The 21,010-nt window shown below is 44.6% G+C and carries 22 protein-coding genes; 12 read left to right on the forward strand and 10 right to left on the reverse strand.

Annotated features, from left to right (window positions below):
- Window positions 1-43: 43 nt before the first annotated feature.
- From ACZ5O6_RS01320 to ACZ5O6_RS01330, 3 genes are all read right to left on the reverse strand, one after another.
- Entirely contained in the window at window positions 44-1,066 is a 1,023-nt protein-coding gene (locus ACZ5O6_RS01320) for a formimidoylglutamase (RefSeq protein WP_447092926.1), read from the reverse strand.
- Window positions 1,067-1,229: 163 nt separating this feature from the next.
- Window positions 1,230-1,934 carry a hypothetical protein gene (locus ACZ5O6_RS01325; protein WP_447092925.1) on the reverse strand — a complete coding sequence of 235 codons (705 nt, stop codon included), beginning with the start codon at window positions 1,932-1,934 and terminating at the stop codon, window positions 1,230-1,232.
- Complete coding sequence (locus tag ACZ5O6_RS01330; protein WP_447092924.1) at window positions 1,846-3,276, reverse strand: DnaT-like ssDNA-binding domain-containing protein; 1,431 nt, start codon at window positions 3,274-3,276, stop codon at window positions 1,846-1,848. Before ACZ5O6_RS01330 ends, ACZ5O6_RS01325 begins: the two co-directional genes overlap by 89 nt.
- A 400-nt stretch (window positions 3,277-3,676) precedes the next feature.
- Between ACZ5O6_RS01330 and ACZ5O6_RS01335 the strand changes: the two genes are divergently transcribed.
- From ACZ5O6_RS01335 to rlmB, 3 genes are read left to right on the forward strand one after another with little or no spacing between them, the layout of a single operon-like run.
- A complete protein-coding gene (locus ACZ5O6_RS01335; RefSeq protein WP_447092923.1) occupies window positions 3,677-4,480 on the forward strand; it encodes a DUF4197 domain-containing protein in 804 nt (267 codons plus the stop codon).
- Window positions 4,481-4,514: 34 nt separating this feature from the next.
- Entirely contained in the window at window positions 4,515-5,261 is a 747-nt protein-coding gene (locus tag ACZ5O6_RS01340; RefSeq protein WP_447092922.1) for an SIMPL domain-containing protein, read from the forward strand.
- A gap of 51 nt (window positions 5,262-5,312) precedes the next feature.
- Window positions 5,313-6,086: a 23S rRNA (guanosine(2251)-2'-O)-methyltransferase RlmB gene (rlmB, locus tag ACZ5O6_RS01345; protein WP_447092921.1), complete on the forward strand. Its 774-nt coding sequence runs from the start codon at window positions 5,313-5,315 to the stop codon at window positions 6,084-6,086.
- Window positions 6,087-6,111: 25 nt separating this feature from the next.
- Here the strand turns inward: rlmB and ACZ5O6_RS01350 are convergent, their stop codons facing one another.
- Complete coding sequence (locus ACZ5O6_RS01350; RefSeq protein ID WP_447092920.1) at window positions 6,112-6,486, reverse strand: helix-turn-helix transcriptional regulator; 375 nt, start codon at window positions 6,484-6,486, stop codon at window positions 6,112-6,114.
- A 426-nt stretch (window positions 6,487-6,912) separates the two neighbouring features.
- Window positions 6,913-8,067, reverse strand: coding sequence for an iron-containing alcohol dehydrogenase (locus ACZ5O6_RS01355; protein ID WP_447092919.1), 1,155 nt, complete (start codon window positions 8,065-8,067; stop codon window positions 6,913-6,915).
- A gap of 398 nt (window positions 8,068-8,465) precedes the next feature.
- Here ACZ5O6_RS01355 and rpsF point away from each other — a divergent pair, with 398 nt between their 5' ends.
- The 6 genes from rpsF (at window position 8,466) to ACZ5O6_RS01385 (ending at window position 12,827) form a co-directional block, all read left to right on the forward strand.
- A complete protein-coding gene (gene rpsF, locus ACZ5O6_RS01360) occupies window positions 8,466-8,897 on the forward strand; it encodes a 30S ribosomal protein S6 (protein ID WP_447092918.1) in 432 nt (143 codons plus the stop codon).
- Window position 8,898: 1 nt separating this feature from the next.
- Window positions 8,899-9,129 (forward strand): 30S ribosomal protein S18, encoded by a 231-nt coding sequence (gene rpsR, locus ACZ5O6_RS01365; RefSeq protein ID WP_447092917.1) that lies wholly within the window; start codon window positions 8,899-8,901, stop codon window positions 9,127-9,129.
- Window positions 9,130-9,132: 3 nt separating this feature from the next.
- Complete coding sequence (locus tag ACZ5O6_RS01370; RefSeq protein ID WP_447092916.1) at window positions 9,133-10,023, forward strand: hypothetical protein; 891 nt, start codon at window positions 9,133-9,135, stop codon at window positions 10,021-10,023.
- Window positions 10,024-10,056: 33 nt separating this feature from the next.
- Window positions 10,057-10,503 (forward strand): 50S ribosomal protein L9, encoded by a 447-nt coding sequence (rplI, locus tag ACZ5O6_RS01375; protein ID WP_447092915.1) that lies wholly within the window; start codon window positions 10,057-10,059, stop codon window positions 10,501-10,503.
- Between the two features lie 209 nt (window positions 10,504-10,712).
- The gene (dnaB, locus tag ACZ5O6_RS01380) at window positions 10,713-12,089 is read left to right on the forward strand and encodes a replicative DNA helicase (RefSeq protein WP_447092928.1); all 1,377 of its coding nucleotides are present in this window, start codon (window positions 10,713-10,715) and stop codon (window positions 12,087-12,089) included.
- A 132-nt stretch (window positions 12,090-12,221) separates the two neighbouring features.
- Window positions 12,222-12,827 (forward strand): outer membrane beta-barrel protein, encoded by a 606-nt coding sequence (locus tag ACZ5O6_RS01385; RefSeq protein WP_447092914.1) that lies wholly within the window; start codon window positions 12,222-12,224, stop codon window positions 12,825-12,827.
- A 62-nt stretch (window positions 12,828-12,889) separates the two neighbouring features.
- Here the strand turns inward: ACZ5O6_RS01385 and ACZ5O6_RS01390 are convergent, their stop codons facing one another.
- On the reverse strand, window positions 12,890-15,103 hold the full coding sequence (locus tag ACZ5O6_RS01390; RefSeq protein WP_447092913.1) for a YgiQ family radical SAM protein: 2,214 nt from the start codon (window positions 15,101-15,103) through the stop codon (window positions 12,890-12,892).
- A 232-nt stretch (window positions 15,104-15,335) separates the two neighbouring features.
- Here ACZ5O6_RS01390 and panC point away from each other — a divergent pair, with 232 nt between their 5' ends.
- Together panC and panD are read left to right on the forward strand one after the other, a co-directional pair.
- Entirely contained in the window at window positions 15,336-16,187 is an 852-nt protein-coding gene (gene panC, locus ACZ5O6_RS01395; protein ID WP_447092912.1) for a pantoate--beta-alanine ligase, read from the forward strand.
- 93 nt (window positions 16,188-16,280) lie between these two features.
- Window positions 16,281-16,661 (forward strand): aspartate 1-decarboxylase, encoded by a 381-nt coding sequence (panD, locus tag ACZ5O6_RS01400; protein WP_447092911.1) that lies wholly within the window; start codon window positions 16,281-16,283, stop codon window positions 16,659-16,661.
- A 65-nt stretch (window positions 16,662-16,726) separates the two neighbouring features.
- On the opposite strand, the gene ACZ5O6_RS01405 is transcribed toward panD, so the two are convergent.
- The 4 genes from ACZ5O6_RS01405 to ACZ5O6_RS01420 all read right to left on the reverse strand — a co-directional run bounded on the left by ACZ5O6_RS01405 (window position 16,727) and on the right by ACZ5O6_RS01420 (window position 20,110).
- Entirely contained in the window at window positions 16,727-17,302 is a 576-nt protein-coding gene (locus ACZ5O6_RS01405) for a YceI family protein (RefSeq protein WP_447092910.1), read from the reverse strand.
- Between the two features lie 185 nt (window positions 17,303-17,487).
- Window positions 17,488-18,024 carry a cytochrome b gene (locus ACZ5O6_RS01410; RefSeq protein ID WP_447092909.1) on the reverse strand — a complete coding sequence of 179 codons (537 nt, stop codon included), beginning with the start codon at window positions 18,022-18,024 and terminating at the stop codon, window positions 17,488-17,490.
- A gap of 98 nt (window positions 18,025-18,122) precedes the next feature.
- On the reverse strand, window positions 18,123-19,508 hold the full coding sequence (locus tag ACZ5O6_RS01415) for a sensor histidine kinase (protein WP_447092908.1): 1,386 nt from the start codon (window positions 19,506-19,508) through the stop codon (window positions 18,123-18,125).
- Window positions 19,439-20,110 (reverse strand): response regulator transcription factor, encoded by a 672-nt coding sequence (locus tag ACZ5O6_RS01420; protein ID WP_447092907.1) that lies wholly within the window; start codon window positions 20,108-20,110, stop codon window positions 19,439-19,441. Before ACZ5O6_RS01420 ends, ACZ5O6_RS01415 begins: the two co-directional genes overlap by 70 nt.
- 202 nt (window positions 20,111-20,312) lie before the next feature.
- On the opposite strand from ACZ5O6_RS01420, the gene ACZ5O6_RS01425 reads away from it, so the two are divergent.
- A complete protein-coding gene (locus ACZ5O6_RS01425) occupies window positions 20,313-20,945 on the forward strand; it encodes an ankyrin repeat domain-containing protein (RefSeq protein ID WP_447092906.1) in 633 nt (210 codons plus the stop codon).
- The last annotated feature ends 65 nt before the right edge of the window (window positions 20,946-21,010 follow it).

Below are 21,010 nucleotides of genomic sequence, written 5' to 3' on the forward strand. Positions count from 1 at the left end.
CAAAAGCGGTTAATCAGAGGTTCCAAAAATATACCGATGCTGCCTATGCACTTTTAATAAAAGCGCAACTTAATTCTGCTAATGCTTGGCCGGTTACGCGCTTGCCTGCCTGTACGCCAGCAGGGTGTCGACCGGGAGCCCCTTCCGCTAAATGAAGATATTGTATCTTGGGTAATGTTGCTATTTGGTGTACATAGTAGAGCGCGTCATCTAGTGAAATACCTGCTCGGGTAATAGCGCTGCTCGGCATTTCGGTAATGGCGTCTACATCGACTTCGATACCAATGGGCGATGAAGCGCTCGTTAAGTAGTGCTGTGTTTTTGTTATGCATTCATCAAAAGTGATTTCTTTTCGCCAAAAAATTTGTTGAATACTGTAAAAAGGAAATTGCAATTTTTTGAGTGCGTTTAACGCATCAGTAGAATTTTTTTGTTCATGAAGCCCCAGTACGCTGTAGCGCTCAAGATGACCTTCGGCATAGGCATAGTGGAATGGGTTGCCGCTATGTCGCCCCTCTAACGCCCGAAAGTCTGCATGGGGGTCAAGATTGGTCACCGCCATCGCTTGTTGTTTTGCTTCTGCACATGCCTTGATAATAGGGTAGGCATTGTTATGGCCACCGCCAATAACAATAGGGATGAGCCCTGCGCTAAAAATCGATAAGAGAATGCGGTGTACTCGTTGATCCAGCACCCCACATAATTGCTGGTAATGCTGATGCGTGTGCGGCTGCGCATCCATTGATGGTTTCATTAAGTCATCGCAATTAATATGACCCACCAATAAAACATCTTCTCCCGATAAAAACTCATTGCTTTGTAGATTTAAAAAATACGTGAGGAATGCATCCCACCCCTCTTCGGCGCCAGCGTGTCCGTGGTTGGCTACCGGTCCAATGCTTTCTGGAATACCGATAAGTGCAAAACGATAGCCGTGTTGAGTGGCGGTCGCTATGTCTTTGTCGGTATTTGCTATCCCTACCTTTTGTCCTAACTTCTGTTCGCCTGCTCGTGCAGCCGTGTATTGGTTGAGTTGGCGTTGTGTGAATAACGATAGATGTTGCATGACAGGCCTATAAGAGAGTAAGTGAAACGTTACGTTCTGATTAAGCCTCTCCGTCATGGGCTCGATCTGGCATCCTTATAATAGAGGTGTTTGTTAGGTTCCGGTTTTTACCGGAGTGATTTATTCAGAGGTTCTTTATCTAGAGTCGATAGGTGTGAGTCAGTTAGATTCCCATTTCTTGGCGTAATTTTTCCATGCGTTGAATATTTTCTTCTTTGCTGAGTGGCTCTGCTTCTTTGTTGGGCAGTGCAAGTGGCGTGATGTCAGGTAACACAATACCGTCAATCACTTGTTGACAAAGTTTTTCATAATGCGCTTTGAAGACTGGAAAAGCGACGCGTTCGGTATTGTTCGCAAGAAAGTACCAGTCTGATTGTTTGCCAGCGTAATAGACTGCCGGATGAGACCATGTGGCATTGGTTTTTGGTGATGGTGCATTGCACGCTTGACGATAGGCGTCGTGAACATTAGGTAGTGACATGTCAGTGTTGAGCTCTGTGCAAGCGCGAACAATCTGGCTGATCGTCGGTAGGTAGTCAGACGTTTTTATAACACTGTGTACAGCACTTAAAATAATATCGGGACTAAATAGCGATAAACTTTCCATCCACAAGCGCTTGGCAAAGTTCAGCTCTTCTAATTCTTTGTAGGCGCTAAAGTATAAGTGGTGATAGTTGAGGCGTAATAATTCAAAGCTCTGGTTGATACTATCGATCAGCTGTTCTTTTTCTTCCGTCGATAAAACTTTGTTGTGTGCCTGATTGTTATCGCCGCTGGAATTAGGATGCCCAGCTTCTGTCGCTAAGTTGTTCTGTGACTTTACGATCTTTTGTGCGACTTGTTCCAGAAGCGGGTTGCTGTCTTTCATAATGGTTTTTCCACTGATGTTTTACGTGGCGTAAAAAAATGTTATCCCAGCTATGCATGGGTTGGGCGCGATTGCGCCAGTATAAAATAAACTCACCAATTTGTTGTTGGATAAAATCGGGCTCGATGTTCGCATGTACGGTGAGCATTTCTATACAGTCTGGTGATGGTTGCCAATGTTCTTTAATTAACTCTGGGTGTTTGTTCCGCTCAACACCAGCTTGCACAAAGCGCCATTGCTGAATAATGTGCTCGGCAAAAAGTGTTCCCCATTCCGAATGTAGCGCCCCTTTCTCTATCCACTTATGGATAAACTCTGGTGTGCACTCATCGATAAAAGAGATGTCGATGCCTTGGCTGGTGTTTAAGTACGTTAAGGTATGCTGATCAGGCTTCCAGTCAGCCTGCATGGGGGTGCTACGTTTTTTGTCGATAAAGGGTGTATCTTGTTTCTCCCAGTCTTCTTTTAGCCACGAGAAAAAAGGCATATCCCAGTTGCTGTGTATGGCGCCCGATTGCTGATGATGTAATGAAAAGCGCTGTAGCGACTTTTGCACAAACGTATCGGGGATTCCATCGTGGACAATTTGCTGTTGTAGTTGTTCGCTAGGCAGCCAATGCTGAGGTAATGGTGTTGCGTTACTGGTTTTGGCGACATGCTTTTGCCACTTAACCTGTAATTGTGTGACAAATTTAGCGCCCCATGTGCGATGAGTTTCACCGCGCTCGCGCCAATAATGTACAAATAAGGGTAGTTGCTCGCGGATAAAATGTGTCGGAATATTCAGTTGCGATAGCATTGCTAAGGTATCGCGATCCGGCTGCCAGTTGGGTGGGAGCAAGGTTGCGCCTTGTGATGCACGGCGGTTATTTTGATGAGCCGGTTGTCCAGTTTGCCCGCCTTCTTGGTGTACATTATTGTGTTGTGTACCCGTATTAGTCGCGTAGTTGACCGACGTTAATGTGTTTTCTCTTATCTGAGGCGTGTTTGTGGTCGATGGTGAAGAGGCTGAGTTGGTCTGCTGAATCTGTGCAATGGCTTGTTGATTAAACGCAAATTTCAATAATTGGCTTTGGCCGTAGGGAGCGGATAAGAGTAAAATAATACCGAGATCGCGTAACCGTTGGCTGACTCGTTGAATATCTAAATCATCCCAAAAGGGCATGTGCGAAGCTAATTGTTCGCCGGACAATTCATGCCAGTGGTAGCCGCGGCTCTCTGTGCCTGTCTGGAGGCGAGTGAGTTCATCTAGCTGTGACAATAAAACAGCTTCTTCAAGGCCGATAGTAGCGGCCAGTGAAGGGAAGATAAGGAGTGGTTTTTCGGGCATCAGTAAAGACATCGGGATATTCTATCACCTTCATCTCCCTTCATCACTGTCTTGGTAAGCAGCGTTTATTATTAGTCACAGATGAGTGTGTTTCTTCCAAGAACTTATAAGTATTACCTATGCACACTACGCTGTGATGGCATGGTAAAGTACTGCCTGTGGTTGTGGATTAATACCGGCTTAATTAAACCCGTGGTGAATTCTGAAGTACTGCCCCATAAAAATAGGGGCTTTATCCATCAACACGCAATGAATATATCCCTGTAAGCTCCGCGGCAGCTTCCCTGCTGCCGAGGGTTGCTGAATAAAGCCCCTATTTTTATGGGTCTTTTTTTATGCGTCTTTGCGGTGAATTTTGCACAATGCAGCATGGGCTTAATTAAATAATATCTTGTAATGTAGGAATAAAATCATGGCGATAACGCGAGTAATAAAAAAACATCTTACAAAAGTCCATCTTGTTGGTAGCTTGTCACTGACCGTTGTGTTGGGGATGAGCCTAAGCCATTCTGCAGCAGCGGGTTGGCTCGATAAAGTGAAAGAAGTGGTGGGTAATAATGTGTCGACAGAGCAAATAACATCAGGCGCTCAATCAATCGCCGGCGGTGAGTTGTCGACAGAAGAAATTAGCGCCGCGTTTAAAGAAGCTTTAGATATAGGTAGCCGTAAAGTGGTTGACCAACTGGCGACAACCGATGGTTTTAATAAAGATAGTGCTATTCGTATTCCTTTGCCCGAAAAGCTGCAAACCGTTAAAAAGTGGATGGGTAAAGTGGGCTTGGGTGATCGTATGGATGATCTTGAAGTCAAGCTGAACCGCGCGGCGGAAGACGCTGCTCCGAAAGCAAAGGCGTTGTTTGTTGACTCGATCAAAGCCATGTCTTTTGATGATGTACGTAATATTTACAACGGTGGCGATAATGCGGCGACTAACTATTTCCGTGAAAAAATGACGCCGGCACTCACGCAAGAAATGCAGCCTATTGTGCAAAATAGCTTATCTGAAGTGGGTGCGGTTAAAATGTACGATGATGCGATGAGCGACTATAAAAGCATCCCTTTTGTTCCAGATGTAAAAGCTGATTTGGTGAATCATGTGGTTGATGGTGGTCTAGAGGGCATTTTTCATTATTTGGCTAAAGAAGAAGCGGCGATTCGCCAAGATCCCGTTAAACGTACGACAGAGTTGTTAGAGCGTGTATTTGGCGCGGAATAAACGCTGACAATAGGAATTCATCGTGGAGATCAAAATGATAATACGCAGTGTAGTGAGTGTATTAGCTATAGCTTTATGTTGGGCGAGCAGCGCTTTTGCTGATACGCCACAGCCGCAAGTGGCGCAGTTATTTGTGCGAGGTGAGGCGCAGCTAATGGTGCCGCCCGATCAGGTATCGGTATCGTTGGGGGTGACGACGCAAAAAGCCACGGCTAAGCAGTCGGTAGCAGATAATACCCGCAAAATGAACGCACTGATTAATGCCTTGGTTGGCTTGGGTTTGAGTGATGATGATTATAAAACACAAAACTTTCAGGTGAACCCTGTGTGGTCCAATCGTCCTAAGGGAGCCGGTAGCAACTGGCAGGCCAAAATTATTGCTTATCGCGTTACCAATACCCTTTCGGTGACAACGCAAGCGTTAGATCTCATCGGTGACTTAATCGGTGCCGCTACCGAAGCGGGAGCAAACCAAGTGAACGCCGTGCATTTTAGTTTATTTAATGCGCGACAATATCGTCAGCAAGCCATCACTCAAGCTATGGATAATGCGCGAACCGATGCCGATGTACTTGTTGCCGCCAGTGGTGATCGCATCAAGCGCACCTTGTCACTGCGTTTAGATAATGCCTCAGCTTCTAAAGAACGCGTGGAAATGAAAACAATGGCGAGAAGTAGCGCATTAATGGCTGATGCAGCCTATACTCCGCCGCCAATACAGTCAGGGGATATTGTTGTGCGCGCATCAGTTTCGGTGACTTATGAATTAGAAAGTCCGTAATCGTTGATGGCTAAGTCAACCCTGAATTCAGCAATAAATGTGATAGATGCTATGAAAAACAATAACCGTGCTGACCTTGTTTATGGTTTGCATGCCGTGCAGGCACTCATTGATGGCTCGCCGCAACGCATTAGCGTGTTGTGGGTGCTCAAAGGGCGTAACGATCAACGCCTACAGTCTATAAGGTCTATAGCAGAAAAACATCGTATGCGAGTGAATGCGGTCGAGCGCGAAAAGCTGGATGCAATGATCACAGGTAATCACCAAGGGGTTGTGGCAGAAACGATAGCTGATACGCAGGTGTACGATGAGGATTATCTAAAAAGTCGGCTGCCAAAGTTACAAGAGCAGGACATTATTCCGTTTATTTTAGTATTAGATGGCGTGACCGATCCCCACAATTTAGGTGCGTGTTTACGTTCGGCCGAGGCCGCGGGCGTGCAGTTTGTGATCGTGCCGAAAGATAATTCGGCCTCGTTAACGCCGACGGTTATTAAAGTGGCCTGTGGTGCTGCAGAAGTGTTGCCTTTGGTGCGTGTAACCAACTTGTCCCGTACGCTGGAATGGCTTCAAGCGCAGGGTGTGTGGCTAGTGGGTGCCGCAGGTGAAGCGCAGCAGGATCATTACCAGATGAATCTAACCGGGCCTTTAGCGGTAGTGATGGGAGCGGAAGGTAAAGGCTTGCGCCGTTTAACGCGAGAGCGTTGCGACTCGCTGATTCGTATTCCGATGATGGGTGATGTGAGTAGTTTAAACGTGTCGGTGGCGACAGGGGTTTGCTTGTTTGAAGCATTAAGACAGCGTGTTGTTGAGCGCAATTCCTAAGGCTGAATTTTTCCGCTTTTATGACTTAATTCTGAGGAGTAAATGTGAGTTCAAGCACTTGTAGTGCTTTTTTGCGATCGGCTTCAGAGAGGGAGTCTACAAAATCGACAATATTCTGCGTCGATTGTCGTAACGGTTTGGTGACATATTCTGGGCTGTCTTCTTGTATCGCATAATAAACCGGCTGCCCGCGACCCTGTAACAGCCAATCAATCGATACGCCAAATACTTCGGCCATTTTTAATGCCATTGCCATACGGGGAAGTTTTTCTCCGTTGCGATAGCTCCAAATCATCACTTCACTGACACCCAATAGCTTACCTAGCGCCTTTTGGGTGCTTTCTACGCCGGATAATGCCACGGCCTCAGTAAAACGTTCTGCAAACTCTGGATGTTTCATGCCGCACAATTTATCCGCAAGTTACTTAAACTGCAGCTATTTCATAGTTTATCTGTAAGTTATTATGCGGCTTGAGTGTCGCCTAAATCAACATTTATTGGATGATAGATAAAAATGTTAATCAAGGTGTCGTGTTGGGGGCTGTATAGCAAGATCAGTGTGCAGCTCCTTCTGGTTAAGCCCTTTCGTCATATCAGGCTTTATCCCACTCATAACTGTCTGGAATAAAGCTCTAGTCGTCATACCGGACTTGATCCGGTATCCGTTTAACACAATCGTTTATTAGATTCCGGCTTTCAACGGAGTGGCTTATTCAGGAGTGCTCTAAGAAAAGAGGCTAAACAGCAGGTAATAGTCGGGTAGGAAGTAATAAGACGGCGAAAAAGAAAGCGCCAGATAGATCGGCGCTTCTGGTAGTCGGGCTTTTTAAAATGCCGCTTGATAAATGGCTAGCGCATCGGCTTCGTTGACGGTACGAGGGTTGTTGATCAATAGGCGCTCTTGCTTCATCGCATCACTAGCTAACATAGCGAGGTCGCCCTCTGGTACTTTCATGTCTTTTAGTGTGTTTGGTAAGCCCAAGTCGACAATCAGTTTTTCGATATGCGTGATCAGTGCTTCGGTCACTGTTGCATCATCGCCTTCTACCGTGCTGCCCATAATCGATGGGGCGAGCTCGGCATACAGAGCTTGTGCTTCTGGTGCATTGAATCGCATCACATAAGGCAAAACAAGGGAATTACTTAGACCGTGCGGGATATGATAGTGGCCGCCTAATGGGTAGGCCAAGGCGTGTACGGCAGCAACCGGTGCATTGGCAAACGCTTGTCCAGCAAGGCAGGCGCCTAGCAACATCGCTTGGCGAGCTTCAATATTTTTGCCGTCATGTGTGGCGGTCATAATGTTTTCACTGAGCAAGGTTAGAGCTTGTTTGGCAAGCATATCCGCATAGTGGTTTTTTAAACGTGCGCTGGTATAGGCTTCGATGGCATGAACCATCGCATCGACGCCAGTGGCTGCTGTGATGTGGGGCGGCAGGCCAACGGTGAGCTCTGCATCCAATAACGCAACATCGGGGTACAGTTGTGTTGCCACAACGCCCGCTTTAGTGGTTTCGCCGGTGGTAACAATCGCCACTGCTGTGACTTCTGAGCCAGTGCCTGCTGTCGTTGGGATAAGGATAAGCGGTAGGCGCTGGCCTTTCGCGTTGCCAACACCATAAATGTCACTTAGCTTCTCGCCCGATTTAGCCATTAGTGCAATGAGTTTCGCGGTATCCATTGAGCTTCCGCCCCCAAAACCGATGACACCGTCATTGCCGCCGGCTTTTAATACGTCTAATGCGGCATACACGACAGACTCTGGTGGATCAGCAATAACATCTGCATAGCTGTTATAAGGCATGTCGCCTGTTTTTAAGGCATCTTCTAGTTTTGCCATTAAGCCGACGTTGACAATGCCTTGGTCGGTGACAATCAGTGGCTTGGTCATGTGGTTCTGGCGGCAAATGTCAGCGATGCTGTTGAGTGCGCCCGACTCGTTGATAATCGATTTGGTGGTGTTGAAAACAAATGGTTTCATAATGGCTTCGGCTCCTTTGTTGAAGCGTTAAGTGTAGTCGCTATATGTTAGTTGAAGTACTTTAGTTGTAATGATTATTTATGCATTGCCTAGTTCACAAGGCGATACGTTATTCGGTTGTTACACGGTACATGACAAATATAAATAAATCATGACAGATTTCTCTATTCGGCGGCGAATATTTTTCGTTGAATCCCTTGTGCAAATACTCTACAATTCGCGCCCCCGTGTTTCTGTATCTTTCAAGTTGCTAACTAATTGATGGGTATTTCAGTCAGCACAGGGTTATGTTTGGGGGCGATACTTAACGGTATCAACCTCTTGTTCCTTGCTTCACTCGTTGCCTATGTTGAACAATGGCGAATAAATGAGGAGGCATTCACCCGTAAGGAAAAGATATGCGTCATTACGAAATTATATTTCTTGTACACCCTGATCAGAGTGAGCAAGTGTCCGGTATGGTTGAGCGCTACACAGCATCAATCAACGAAGAAGGTGGCAGTGTTCACCGCTTAGAAGATTGGGGTCGTCGTCACTTAGCGTACTCAATCAATAAAATTCACAAAGCACACTACATTCTTATGAATGTTGAGTGTAGCGATACTGTGTTAGATGAATTAACCACGACATTCCGTTACAACGATGCCGTGTTACGTCACATGGTTATCCGTACTGATGAAGCGGTTGTTGAAGAATCGCCAATCATGAAAGCGGAAAAAGAAGGTCGTGAGCGTCGTACACGTCGCGAAGAGCGTTCTGAGCCAGCTCAAGAACAGAAACAAAAACCATCAGAAGCGCCGGCTTCTGATACAGCAGGGGAGCAAGCATAAGATGTCTCGTTTTTTCCGTCGTCGTAAGTTTTGTCGTTTCACTGCAGAAGGCACTAAGCAAATCGATTATAAAGATCTTGATACGCTAAAAGCCTATATCTCAGAAACAGGTAAGATCGTTCCTAGCCGTATTACTGGCACCAAAGCAAAGTATCAGCGTCAATTGTCTACAGCAATTAAGCGTGCGCGTTATTTAGCTTTGATCCCTTATACGGACGGTCACGATAGATAAATTATGATGCGCGCCCTAGCTGAATTTATGATGCGTGGGCGGCTTCAGGCGGGAGCCATTGCAATGCTGGGTGCGTTAATCCCATTGCTGACTCCTGCTGCTGTTGCGTTAACCACGCTACGCAAAGGGGCTACCGAAGGATTGAGTATTTTACTCATCGGAGCCGCGCCAGCACTAGCAGCCTTATGGTTTGCAAGTGATGGTGAAGGAAACTCGTTGATATCATGGATGGCATTGTTGTCATTACTGGCGGTATACATTCCCGCATGTGTTTTGCGCACCACGATCTCGCTGTCTTCTACATTGATAGCGACATTGGCAGTAGCAACAGTGATAGCCGTGATGACATTGTGGGCTGCACCCGACGTGGTAGATACCATGTCAGATAATCTTAGGCAGCAAATGTCCGCGCTTGAGCAAACGCCTACCGATGATTTGTCATCGTCGACAGCGGGCTCACCTGTGGTATCGCCGCTAATGACATTGGCCACCACGGTGGGTATGTCGGGATTACTTGCTTATATACTGACAGCCAATGGATTGATTGGCGTGCTTATTGGGCGCTGGCTACAATCGTTAGCTTTTAATCCAGGTGGATTTGGTGAAGAGTTTCGTGGCCTTAGACTAGGTATTGGTTTTTCGGCAGTGTGTTTTCTTGGCAATGTGTTGCTAAGTTACTACGATGATCAGTATTGGTGGTGGGCTAATTTGCTAGCGATACCGTTACTGTTAGTTGCTGCATCCGTTGCGCATCAAGTAGTGCGCCAGCGAGAGCTAGGCGGGCATTGGTTAGTCTTGTTTTATATTTTGGCGCTCGCTGTTATGCCAGTTGTCATGAGTATTGGTTTTTTAGACGCGTGGTTAAATTTTCGCGATCGACTGCAAAAGCAGTGATTGCATAAAAATTACATTAAAGAGGATTGCGAGATGGAAGTTATTCTACTCGAAAAAGTGGGTAAATTAGGTGGTATTGGTGACAAAGTGGCCGTTAAAGCGGGCTTTGGTCGTAACTATTTAATCCCTCAAGGTAAGGCGTTAGCGGCAACATCAGCTAATGTGGCTGAGTTTGAAACTCGTCGTGCGGATCTTGAAGCTGCTGAAGCTGAAAGCAGAAAAGCGGCTGAAGCACGCGCTGAGCAGCTAGCAGACCTAGAAGTGACTATCACGGCTAGTGCTGGTGACGAAGGCAAACTATTTGGTTCGATTGGTACACGCGACATTGCTGATGCCTTATCAGCGGCAGGTGTATCGGTAGAGAAATCAGAAGTGCGTTTACCTGAAGGTGCATTGCGCAATGTTGGTGAATACGACATTGATATTCAAGTACACAGCGAAGTAACGCAAGCGATCAAATTGATTGTTATTGCTGAGTAATTACAAGAAAACGCCAGTACCTAACCGGTATGATTTAGTGTTGTTGGCGTTTGATTGTGTTTTCTCTAAAGGCACTATTAACCTCGGTTAGTAGTGCTTTTTTTTCGTCTGCGGTATGATATTTACTCTTTGATTTTTGCCGTCATCCACAATAATAAATAGACCCGCACCTAATGATGTATCCACAAGACATGCTTGCTGCTGATGACATGCCCTCGACTGAATACGAGCAAGTGTCGTCGTCTTCCCAGCCATTGCCCCATTCGCCAGAAGCCGAACAGGCGGTGCTGGGTGGTTTAATGCTGGCAAACAATTTTTATGATGCCGTTGCCGAAGTCATTCAAGACGGCGATTTCTTTAAAGATAGTCACCAGCAAATTTTTAATGCGATTAACCGCTTAGCGGAAGCCGAGCAACCCTTCGATATTATTACGTTGTCAGAAGAGTTGGCGCGCAACGATGAATTAGAGCGCATCGGTGGTATGCCATATCTTTCGGATATTGCTAAAAATACGCCAAGTGCATCCAATATTGCCGCTTATGCGCGCATTGTGCGTGAACATGCCACGATCCGGCAGTTAATCCGTGTCGCTAACGATATTTCGCGCTTGGGTTATGATTCTTCAGGCCTTGATGCTAACGACCTTTTACAGCTCGCCGAAAAGCGCGTGTTAGAAATTGCCGAAGGCCGGCCCAAAGAGGGTGGCTTAGAGGCAATGGAAGGTCTGCTCAAAAGTACGGTTGAGCGCATCGACAAGTTGTTTCGCTCTAAGAGTGATATTACAGGTCTGAGTAGTGGCTTGGTCGATCTTGATCAACGCACGGCGGGTTGGCAAAACGGCGAATTAATTATTCTTGCGGCGCGTCCATCCATGGGTAAAACGGCGCTGGCGCTTAACTTTGTTGAATCGGCGATATTTACTCAAGAAAAGCCCGTGTTAGTTTTTAGTATGGAAATGCCGTCTGAGGCACTGATTATGCGGATGATTTCCTCTGTGGGGCGCATTGATCAGGGTAAAATTCGTAATGGTCAGCTCACCGAAGAAGACTGGCCTAAGCTGTCTACCGCCGTGCAAAAAATGAAAACCGCTCCGCTGTTTATTGATGATACGGGTGGCCTAACACCGCAAGACATGCGTGCACGTATTCGTCGTACCGTGCGTGAACATGGCGAGCCTGGACTCATCATGGTGGATTATTTGCAGCTAATGCAAACCGCCGGTAATAGCGATGGCCGTACACAAGAAATTTCTGAAATTTCCCGCTCATTAAAAGGCTTAGCCAAAGAATATAATTGCCCAATGATTGCGCTCTCACAGCTTAACCGTGGTGTAGAACAACGTCCGAATAAGCGCCCCATGAACTCCGACTTACGTGAATCCGGTGCCATCGAGCAAGATGCCGATGTGATCTTATTTATCTATCGCGACGATTATTACAACGAAGATAGCCCCGATAAAGGCATCGCCGAGTTGATTATCGGTAAACAACGTAACGGTGAAATTGGCACCTGCCGCGCAGCTTTTGTGGGTAAATACACAAGGTTTGAAAACCTCGCGCCAGATTATGTGCAGCCAGAGTACTAAGTGAAAAGCTAAGTAAAAAGATGAGTGAAGAATTGCGTGTTTTTTGAGCGACTCGGTTGAGCCTGTATAGCGATTGTGATTTAATGCGACAGCCTTAAGATGGGGCGAATTAATTAATTTATGGAGAAAGAAATGAAAAAAGTATCTGCCTTAGTGGGCGCTTTGGTTTTGGTTGGAAGTCAAATGGTTGTTGCTGGAGACTCTTATATTGGTTTGGGCTTTGGTTCATCTAAGTACGATACCGGAGTATCGAATATAACAGGTTCAGCTACTCTCGACGAAAAAGATAGCGCCGTTAAAATTTTCTATGGTTTTAATGTTGCATCGCAAATTGCTGTTGAAGTGCACTATGCCGATTTAGGTGAAGCATCTCTGAAAGGTAATAATGGTGATACATTTGATATTGACAGTTCTTCATTTTCGTTCATTGCGAACGATGCAGCAATAGTGAGTGAAGCTACAAGTTTTGGTGTGTCCGGTGTCTTTAAGCTATTTGATGAAGCTAGTGTTAATCCTTATTTTAAAGCAGGGATACATCGTTGGGATGTTGATGCTCAAGTATCATCGACCTCTAGTGCAACCGCTTCGGTGAGTGATGACGGTTTTGATGCGTTATTTGGTATAGGTGCCGATATTAAGGTGTCTGACAGCTTCTTTATTAGAGCGGAATATGAATCATATACTATAGGTGATGATGATGCTGCAGTCGCAACATTAAGTGCTAACATAGTATTTTAATAATGAAAAAATTTTGAACATACTGCCTTCAACCTGTGAAGGCAGTATGTTGTAATTTTTGTTTATTTATTAGTTTTTGAACGCCCCTTTCCTCGATTATCCCACTGTCCCCCACGCGCTTGTTGATACTGCCCTTTCCTAGAAGGAATGGTGTTGCGTTTCCCCATTTTTCCCGCCGCGGGTACTAAACACTTTTCACCATCACCAATTAAATCGCTGCGCTTCATATCTTGCAGTGATGCACGAATATCGTCCCAGTTTTTTTCGTCGTGGTAGCGTAGGTAGGCTTTATGTAAACGGCGTTGTTTGAGGTTGCGTGCGGTAAACATTTTTTTGCTTTTGTAGCTCAGTTTTTTGAGTGGATTACGGCCGCTATGGTACATGGCTGTCGCCAATGCCATGGGCGATGGATAAAAGGTTTGTACTTGATCAGCGCGGAATTTATTACGCTTTAACCATAATGCTAAATTAAGCATGTCTTCATCTTCACACCCGGGGTGGGCGGCAATAAAGTAGGGGATCAAATACTGTTTTTTACCCGCTTCTTTTGAGTACTTTTCAAACATGGCTTTGAACTTGTCGTATGAGCCCATGCCGGGTTTCATCATCATTGAGAGGGTTTTGTCTTCGGTGTGCTCCGGTGCAATTTTTAAATAACCACCGACGTGGTGAGTGACTAGTTCTTTGACATATTCTGGGTCTTGAATGGCAAGGTCGTAGCGTAAACCTGAAGCAATCGAGATGCGCTTAATGCCGGGTATCGCCCGTGCCTTTCGATAAAGGTTAGTGGTGGGGCTGTGATCGGTTTTTAAGTTTTTACAAATGCCGGGGTATACGCACGATAAGCGACGGCAATTGGCTTGAATCACATCATCCTTACAATTTAAGAAATACATATTGGCCGTAGGGCCGCCAAGATCAGAAATGGAACCCGTAAAATTAGGCACTTGGTCGCGTATTTTTTCGATCTCCCGCAATACCGATTCTTCGGATCGGCTCTGAATAATGCGCCCTTCGTGTTCGGTAATCGAGCAAAAAGTACAGCCGCCAAAACAGCCACGCATAATATTCACCGATGTGCTAATCATGGTGTAGGCGGGGATATTGGCTTCGCCGTAGCTTGGGTGCGCTCGACGCTGAAAGGGTAAGTCAAACACGCCATCCATCTCGTCAGTTTTTAGAGGGATCGGCGGTGGGTTGACCCAGATTTCACGATCGCCATGCTTTTGTACCAATGGGCGTGCATTATGAGGGTTGGCCTCTTGGTGTAACACCCGCGATGCATGGGCATAGAGCGCTGAGTCTGCGCGTACTTTTTCGAAAGAGGGTAGGCGAATATAGGTTTTATCTTCATCTAACGCCACTTTGCGGTGCAGCGGCATCGGGATGATTTTAATCGGTTCAGGAATAATTTCCTCTACCACTGGTTTACTGGCTTCAGTATCTGCCGTGGCTATCCCTAGCTTTTCTTCGGTACTTTTTTCGCTACAAGTACTGGGTGATTGGTCATATTCGTAAGGGTTAGGGATTTTGTCGATCTGTCCCGGCCAATCAATACGTGTGGAGTCTATTTCGCTCCAGCCGCTGGGCGGTGTTTTGCGCACAATGGTGGTGCCGCGAATGGTTAATAACTCATTAACACTGCGACCATGCGCCAGTTGGTGAGCGACTTCTGCGATAGCGCGTTCGGCATTGCCATATAGAAGAATGTCTGCCGTAGAATCAATCAGCACCGAGCGGCGCACTTCATTCGTCCAGTAATCGTATTGGGCAATACGGCGTAAGCTAGCTTCGATGCCGCCAATCACGACAGGAATATGTTTATAGGCTTCTTTACAGCGTTGAGAATAAACGGTGACCGCACGATCAGGTCGTTTACCGGCAATACCGTCGGCGGTGTAGGCATCGTCGTTGCGGACTTTTAGATCAGCGGTGTATTTGTTAATCATCGAATCCATATTGCCTGCGGTTACACCAAAAAATAAATTGGGTTCGCCTAGTGCGGTAAAGTCATCCGCACTTTTCCAGTCGGGCTGCGCAATAATCCCCACGCGAAATCCCTGAGACTCCAAAAAACGCCCCATCACTGCCATGCCAAAACTCGGATGATCAACGTAAGCATCACCAGTGACGATAATAATGTCGCAGCTATCCCAGCCTAGCTCGTCCATTTCGGCACGGCTCATCGGTAAATAAGGGGCGGCGTCAAAACATTCTGCCCAATATTTAGGGTATTGGAAAAGGTGAGGAGCTTTTGCTAAACCGGTTTTTGCCATAATAAATGCGTCTGCGATGAGGTCGGTAAGCCAGTGTATTACTGGGTGATGGAGCGGCGCTATTTTCGCATATTTATTGATCACACGTTAGTGTAGATTGCCTGTCTTTTCGTGTGATTCAGTGTTTTATTTTGTGTCTTATCACTCGTGCATATCTGCTGTATGCCTAGGTTGAGCTACTGGTGTTCACAGTGTATGATCGCCGCCTTTGTTAGCAATCTGTGTAGAAAGTATGCAAGTATTTCGTCATATTCAGTCACTACGTGAATGCTTAGCCATTGATCGCCAAGCAGGTAAGCGCATTGGTCTTGTGCCTACGATGGGTAACCTTCATCAAGGGCATTTAGCGCTGGTGAAAACGGCTAAGTCTCAGTGTGATGTTGTGGTCGTGAGCATTTTTGTGAATCGCTTGCAGTTTGGTCTTAATGAAGACTGGGATCAGTATCCACGGACCTTTGATGATGATTGTCAAAAGCTGATCACCGAGCAGTGTGATTATTTATTTTTCCCTGAAGAAAAAGAAATTTATCCGAATGGGATGGATGGGCAAACCCGTGTCGTAGTCCCGACGATGACCGATATGCTCTGTGGTGCAAGCCGCCCCGGGCACTTTGAAGGCGTGACCACGGTGGTGAGCAAGCTATTTAATATTGTCGAGCCACACGCGGCGGTATTTGGTCTAAAAGACTATCAGCAAATCGCAGTTATTCGTCGTATGGCACAAGATTTGTGTATGCCGGTAGAGATTATTGCTGGTGATATTGTACGTGAAGATGATGGGCTTGCCATGAGCTCACGTAATCATTTTATTACTCGTGATGAGCGTCCCCGAGCGAATCAATTGCGTCAGAGCTTGTTGTGGATTAAGCAACAGATCGAGCAGGGACAGAAAGATTATTTAGCACTCGAAATTGCCGCTAAAGCGCAGATTGTAGAAGCGGGTTTTCGTATTGATTATCTACAAATATGCAGTAGCGATACGCTAATGCCAGCCGCTCAAGATGATGAAGAAATCACGGTATTGGGTGCGATGTATACCGAATCTGCACGGCTTATCGATAATCTGTCTTTAAAAAGTCTCTGATTTAAAAGTTAACAGAACCGCAATGATTTTTGGTTATTATCGCTAGAAACGCATCATTCATTATATTCATTGAAAATAGTAAGTAGTAGAAATATGCAAACAACATTATTGAAAGGCAAGTTACATATGGCCTGCGTGACGCAGGCTGAATTGTGGTACGACGGCTCGTGTGCCATCGATTCTGATTTGGTTGAGCTGGCGGGTTTTCGCGAGTTTGAGCAAATTGATATTTACAATGTCAGTAATGGTGAGCGCTTTACGACCTATGTGATTTTGGCAGAGGCAGGCTCAGGGACTATCTCGCTTAACGGTGCGGCGGCTCGTAAAGTACAAGTTGGAGATCGTATTATTATTGCGGCTTACGGTCAATTTGATGATCAAGAGCTGGATACCTTTAAGCCCCGTCTGGTGTACCTTAGCGAAGAAAATAGAGTCGAGCGTACAGCGAATACTATTCCTGTGCAAAAAGACTAGCTTGTTTTTGAATAATGCCGCAACCATAATGGAGTGATTCTCCATTATGGTTGCGCAACAGTGTATTACTGACGAATACCTTCAATATGCAAATCCATAAATACAGATGTTGATGTTGGCCCTAGGCTTCTTTTAATATTGAAGTCTTTTAGCACTAACTCGGTCGTTCCTGAAAATCCTGCTAAGTATTTATTTTTTCTCTCTCCTTCTGCAATTTTCGTTGCATCAATGACAATGCTCTGAGTGACACCGTTAAGGGTGAGGTCTCCCATAATGCTGAGAGTTCCATCACTTGCGGGAGTGACTTTTTTGCTCTCAAATATTGCCTGTGGGTATGCACTCACATTTAAAAAATCATCGCTGCGTAAGTGCTTGTCTCTTTTGGCGTGATTAGAGTCGACGCTAGCGGTGTCGACAATGACTTTTATCGATGCGTTGTCGATATTATCTTTGTCGTAATTGAATGAACCGCTAAATGTGTTAAATCGACCCGTTAGCCAAGAAAACCCTGCGTGCATAATTTTAAAATTAATAGAGGCGTGTGCCCCTTTGGTGTCAATGATGTATTCAGCGGCAGAAAGGGTGTGGCTAAATAACACAATCGAGCTTGCGGTAAGTAATTGAATGAATGTTTTTTTCATGATTTTTCTCCAGATGGTTAAGTTAAAGGACCTCTAAACAAGTCATGTGTGGTTTTTAGCTGGATAAAATAAGCGTATTTTTCGTTGAATATTTCGCCAATAGCTCGCTATTACCTTCAATATTCGCCTCAAATACACTCATTTTATCTCACCGAAAATTTCACTCAGATTTATTCAAAGGTTCCTTAAAGCATTTTTTTTAAGGTGTGATCTTTATCGATGATGTGATGTTTTATTGCAGCAAGGCCATGTATTGAAGCGGTGCATACAGTCAGCCATGCGATCCAGTAGTGTAGAAAGCCTGCAATGTCTGCTTGCAATGGATGAAATGATCCGAGGGATGGTATGTAAAACCAATTGAAAACTGCGAGTGCGCGGCCATCGGCTGTAGGCATGAGATACCCAGTAATGCATAATAAAGTGCAAAGTAGGTAGAGTAGATAATGAGTGATAGTAGCGAGATTTTTTTCTAATTTTGATAAAGAAGCTGAAGGTGTAGGCGCTTGATTATATAGTTTCCATCCGAAGCGGATCATTAAAAGAGCGGCAAAAAACACTCCTAGTCCTTCATGGTAGAAAGGTGCAGCGTCGTACCAATAATCATCATAATCTAAATCTACCATCCATAGCCCTAAGCAAAATAGTAGTATGAGTATAGGCACGGTTAGCCAGTGAAAAAACTTAGCCGGCCACCCGTAATGATGTGATGTATTTTTTATCATTTATTAGCCAATAAGATTAGTAGTAGTGAATATAGTGAATGATAAAGCTGATGGCTTCCTGATTTTTAACACTGATTTTTAATGTAATTTTTGAGTGCTTATTTGGTTTTTATCGTATTTATTGGAGGTAGAATATGTTGGATATTTGTTAGTGTTAACGTAATTTTTAATCCACCCAGTGCAATGCTATCTTCTAATAAAATTTTTCCATGATATGCCTCTACAATAGCATGAGCAATGCTGAGGCCTAGCCCCGCACCATCTGATTGATTGTCTTTCCCTCGGTAAAACTTTTCAAGCAAGTATTTTTTTTCACTATCATTAACGCCATATCCGCTGTCTTCTATCGAAATGATAGTGTCTCTGTCTATTTGATTGATATTGATGAGGATAGTGCCGATTTTTTTATTGTTTTTTCCATATTTAAATGCATTGTCAATAATGTTTCTTAATAAGACTTCTATTGCCAGTGGATCGGCATCTACGGTTAAATTATTTTCTCCTTGCATAGTGATGTTGATATGCTGGTCAGTGTTTAATAGGTCAGAAATGATTAATCGAGTTAGCTCGCAAATGTCAAAAATGCTATTGTCTTTTTGTGTTAATTGCCGATTTCTATTTTTGGCAAGGCTAATTACTTGGTTTGCTACCCTAATGGTTCTAAGTGCTGATTTTTTAATATGTGATAATTTTTGCGAGCTTTCTTCAAAGTTTACACTCTGTATTTGTGCGATAAGCGCTGTAATAGGTGTTCTTATCTCGTGAGAGCAGGTGTCTAAAAATTGTCTTTCTTTTTCTAATTGATTGCGCAAGTTATGAATAAGTTGGTTGATTGCTTTTACCAAAGGAATTAATTCTTTTGTTGTCACTTTTTCGTGCACAGTGTCTTGTGTGTTTTCGGGTAAATTAGATACGGCGGTTGCTAATTCATTTAGTGGCCTTAGGCCAGATCGAATCGAAAAATAAATTCCTGCGGTTGTGGCTAAAAAAATAAGTAATAAAGGAATGGATATTGAGGCGACGAGGCGACGCGCGGCATGGCGTCTTTCGGAATCTTTAAAGCCGACAGCGGCGCATGTATTGTGCTGGCAATGTGTGCTAATAATCCATCTTTTATTGTCGTGCTCATGAAGGTATGTTTCTGTTCTTGTAGGCTTTTTTAAGTGGAGAATGTTTTGATCGATAACGATATTGTTATCTTGCCATATCGTAGTAAATTGATCACCTGATTCGGATAGCGAAAGGGCGTCTATTTTTTGGTGAGAAAGAATGTTTACCCAATGCGATGCAGATTGTTGTGTGTGTTCGTAAATATAATTTCTTGAGCCTTCTTTAACAAGAAGTTTTGTCGTTATTGTCGTGGTGATCCATACGATTAAAAATAAGCAGCTTATGCGTATGAGTAAGCGCGTTCTTAATGATTGTTCTGCAGTTTTGGTATTAGATAACCAACGCCGCGAATAGTTTTTATTAGCTTGGGCCACAGTTTTTTTCTCAGTTGTGAAACATACACTTCGATAGTGTTTTCTTCGATTTCCTTATCCCAGCGATAAAGTGCATCAATAATTTGTTGTTTTGTTTTTACCTGTCCCTGTGATTCAAGTAAGTACTGCAATAAGCGAAAGTGACTAAGCAATAAAGAGGTTGGTTGATCATTTACGTACACTTGAATGGATGCAGGATCAAGCACGAGGTGTTGGTAAACAATGCTCGGCGCTGTTCGCCCCATTTTACGACGTAATAACGCTCTGACGCGTGCAATTAGCTCATCCATGTCGAAAGGTTTTACAAGGTAGTCATCAGCTCCACTATCGAGGCCTAGTACAACGGCCTTGGGTTCGTCTCTGGCGGTTAATACCATGACGGGAAAATCGATTGACTGTCGACGTAAATCGGAAAGGAAGGATAGCCCATCTCCATCGGGCAAGCCTAAATCGAGAATTAATAAGCCAACCGTGTGATCGGTTGCCGCAACACGAGCAGACTGAATAGTTGCACTATGCTCAACCTCGATACCGGTACTACGTATTTTTCGGATAATGCCATCGGCGATACTTTGATCATCTTCAACAAGCAATATTTTCATATGCTACTCACTTATTTACTCAACAAATCATATCTTAAAAACCTGATTCAATCCTGATTTTTATTATCAGCCCCTAGCCATGGTTAACTGTTTATATCATGTATGCGAGTTAATATTTATGGTGAGTGTTATGAGGTTTATGATGAAGAGGTGTGTGCGGGTAGTAATCCTTAAGCTAATAGTGTTGTCTAGCTTGTTATTAATGGCTTCCTGTTCCTACGGGGGCAGTAAAGAACTTATTGCATGGGTTAAGCAGGGTGATATTGAGTCTGCTCGAACGCTGCTTCATCGTCGTTTTGTTCATTTGGAGGCGGTTGATAACGAGGGAAATACGCCTTTGCTTATCGCTGGTGTACAGCATGACTGGGAGCTGTTTGATCTATTGTTGGCGCATGGTGCAAATATTAACGCGCTCAATGCTAGAGATCGTGATTTGCTTAATACGGCGGTCAAAATACAATCTCCCTCGCTCGGCCTAAAAGCAATTGATGCAGGTATTTATGTTAATAGGTTTACGCCGAGTTATCAGGGGTCGGCATTGATCTATGCTTCAGCAGAAGGGCAGGTCGAGATTGTGAATGCATTAATTGCCGCTGGAGCATTAGTTGATCGTCAAAATAATCTTGGCTGGACAGCACTCTTAGAGGCTGTTGTTTTGGGGGATGGCTCTGAGCCATATCAAACAATTGTTAAAGCGCTCTTGCAAGCGGGCGCCGATAAAAATATCAAGGATAAATTTGGGCGTACGGCTTTGTATCATGCAGATGCTCAAGGTTATGAAAAAATTAGTCACTTATTGCAACATTGTGATCATTTTGTTTGTTCATCGTACTGAGGTTTTGTTTCTAAGATTAAGTCTGTTTTGTGATAGGCATCACGCTTGTTATTGGTTTTCTCAGT

The organism is Eionea flava (genome assembly GCF_055393785.1).

What these genes read in the sequence shown, in the direction of transcription:
- ACZ5O6_RS01320 (WP_447092926.1), bottom strand. Translation starts at nt 1,066, where the DNA reads ATGCAACATCTATCGTTATTCACACAACGCCAACTCAACCAATACACG.
- ACZ5O6_RS01325 (WP_447092925.1), bottom strand. Translation starts at nt 1,934, where the DNA reads ATGAAAGACAGCAACCCGCTTCTGGAACAAGTCGCACAAAAGATCGTA.
- ACZ5O6_RS01330 (WP_447092924.1), bottom strand. Translation starts at nt 3,276, where the DNA reads ATGTCTTTACTGATGCCCGAAAAACCACTCCTTATCTTCCCTTCACTG.
- ACZ5O6_RS01335 (WP_447092923.1), top strand. Translation starts at nt 3,677, where the DNA reads ATGGCGATAACGCGAGTAATAAAAAAACATCTTACAAAAGTCCATCTT.
- ACZ5O6_RS01340 (WP_447092922.1), top strand. Translation starts at nt 4,515, where the DNA reads ATGATAATACGCAGTGTAGTGAGTGTATTAGCTATAGCTTTATGTTGG.
- rlmB (WP_447092921.1), top strand. Translation starts at nt 5,313, where the DNA reads ATGAAAAACAATAACCGTGCTGACCTTGTTTATGGTTTGCATGCCGTG.
- ACZ5O6_RS01350 (WP_447092920.1), bottom strand. Translation starts at nt 6,486, where the DNA reads ATGAAACATCCAGAGTTTGCAGAACGTTTTACTGAGGCCGTGGCATTA.
- ACZ5O6_RS01355 (WP_447092919.1), bottom strand. Translation starts at nt 8,067, where the DNA reads ATGAAACCATTTGTTTTCAACACCACCAAATCGATTATCAACGAGTCG.
- rpsF (WP_447092918.1), top strand. Translation starts at nt 8,466, where the DNA reads ATGCGTCATTACGAAATTATATTTCTTGTACACCCTGATCAGAGTGAG.
- rpsR (WP_447092917.1), top strand. Translation starts at nt 8,899, where the DNA reads ATGTCTCGTTTTTTCCGTCGTCGTAAGTTTTGTCGTTTCACTGCAGAA.
- ACZ5O6_RS01370 (WP_447092916.1), top strand. Translation starts at nt 9,133, where the DNA reads ATGATGCGCGCCCTAGCTGAATTTATGATGCGTGGGCGGCTTCAGGCG.
- rplI (WP_447092915.1), top strand. Translation starts at nt 10,057, where the DNA reads ATGGAAGTTATTCTACTCGAAAAAGTGGGTAAATTAGGTGGTATTGGT.
- dnaB (WP_447092928.1), top strand. Translation starts at nt 10,713, where the DNA reads ATGCCCTCGACTGAATACGAGCAAGTGTCGTCGTCTTCCCAGCCATTG.
- ACZ5O6_RS01385 (WP_447092914.1), top strand. Translation starts at nt 12,222, where the DNA reads ATGAAAAAAGTATCTGCCTTAGTGGGCGCTTTGGTTTTGGTTGGAAGT.
- ACZ5O6_RS01390 (WP_447092913.1), bottom strand. Translation starts at nt 15,103, where the DNA reads ATGGCAAAAACCGGTTTAGCAAAAGCTCCTCACCTTTTCCAATACCCT.
- panC (WP_447092912.1), top strand. Translation starts at nt 15,336, where the DNA reads ATGCAAGTATTTCGTCATATTCAGTCACTACGTGAATGCTTAGCCATT.
- panD (WP_447092911.1), top strand. Translation starts at nt 16,281, where the DNA reads ATGCAAACAACATTATTGAAAGGCAAGTTACATATGGCCTGCGTGACG.
- ACZ5O6_RS01405 (WP_447092910.1), bottom strand. Translation starts at nt 17,302, where the DNA reads ATGAAAAAAACATTCATTCAATTACTTACCGCAAGCTCGATTGTGTTA.
- ACZ5O6_RS01410 (WP_447092909.1), bottom strand. Translation starts at nt 18,024, where the DNA reads ATGATAAAAAATACATCACATCATTACGGGTGGCCGGCTAAGTTTTTT.
- ACZ5O6_RS01420 (WP_447092907.1), bottom strand. Translation starts at nt 20,110, where the DNA reads ATGAAAATATTGCTTGTTGAAGATGATCAAAGTATCGCCGATGGCATT.
- ACZ5O6_RS01425 (WP_447092906.1), top strand. Translation starts at nt 20,313, where the DNA reads ATGGCTTCCTGTTCCTACGGGGGCAGTAAAGAACTTATTGCATGGGTT.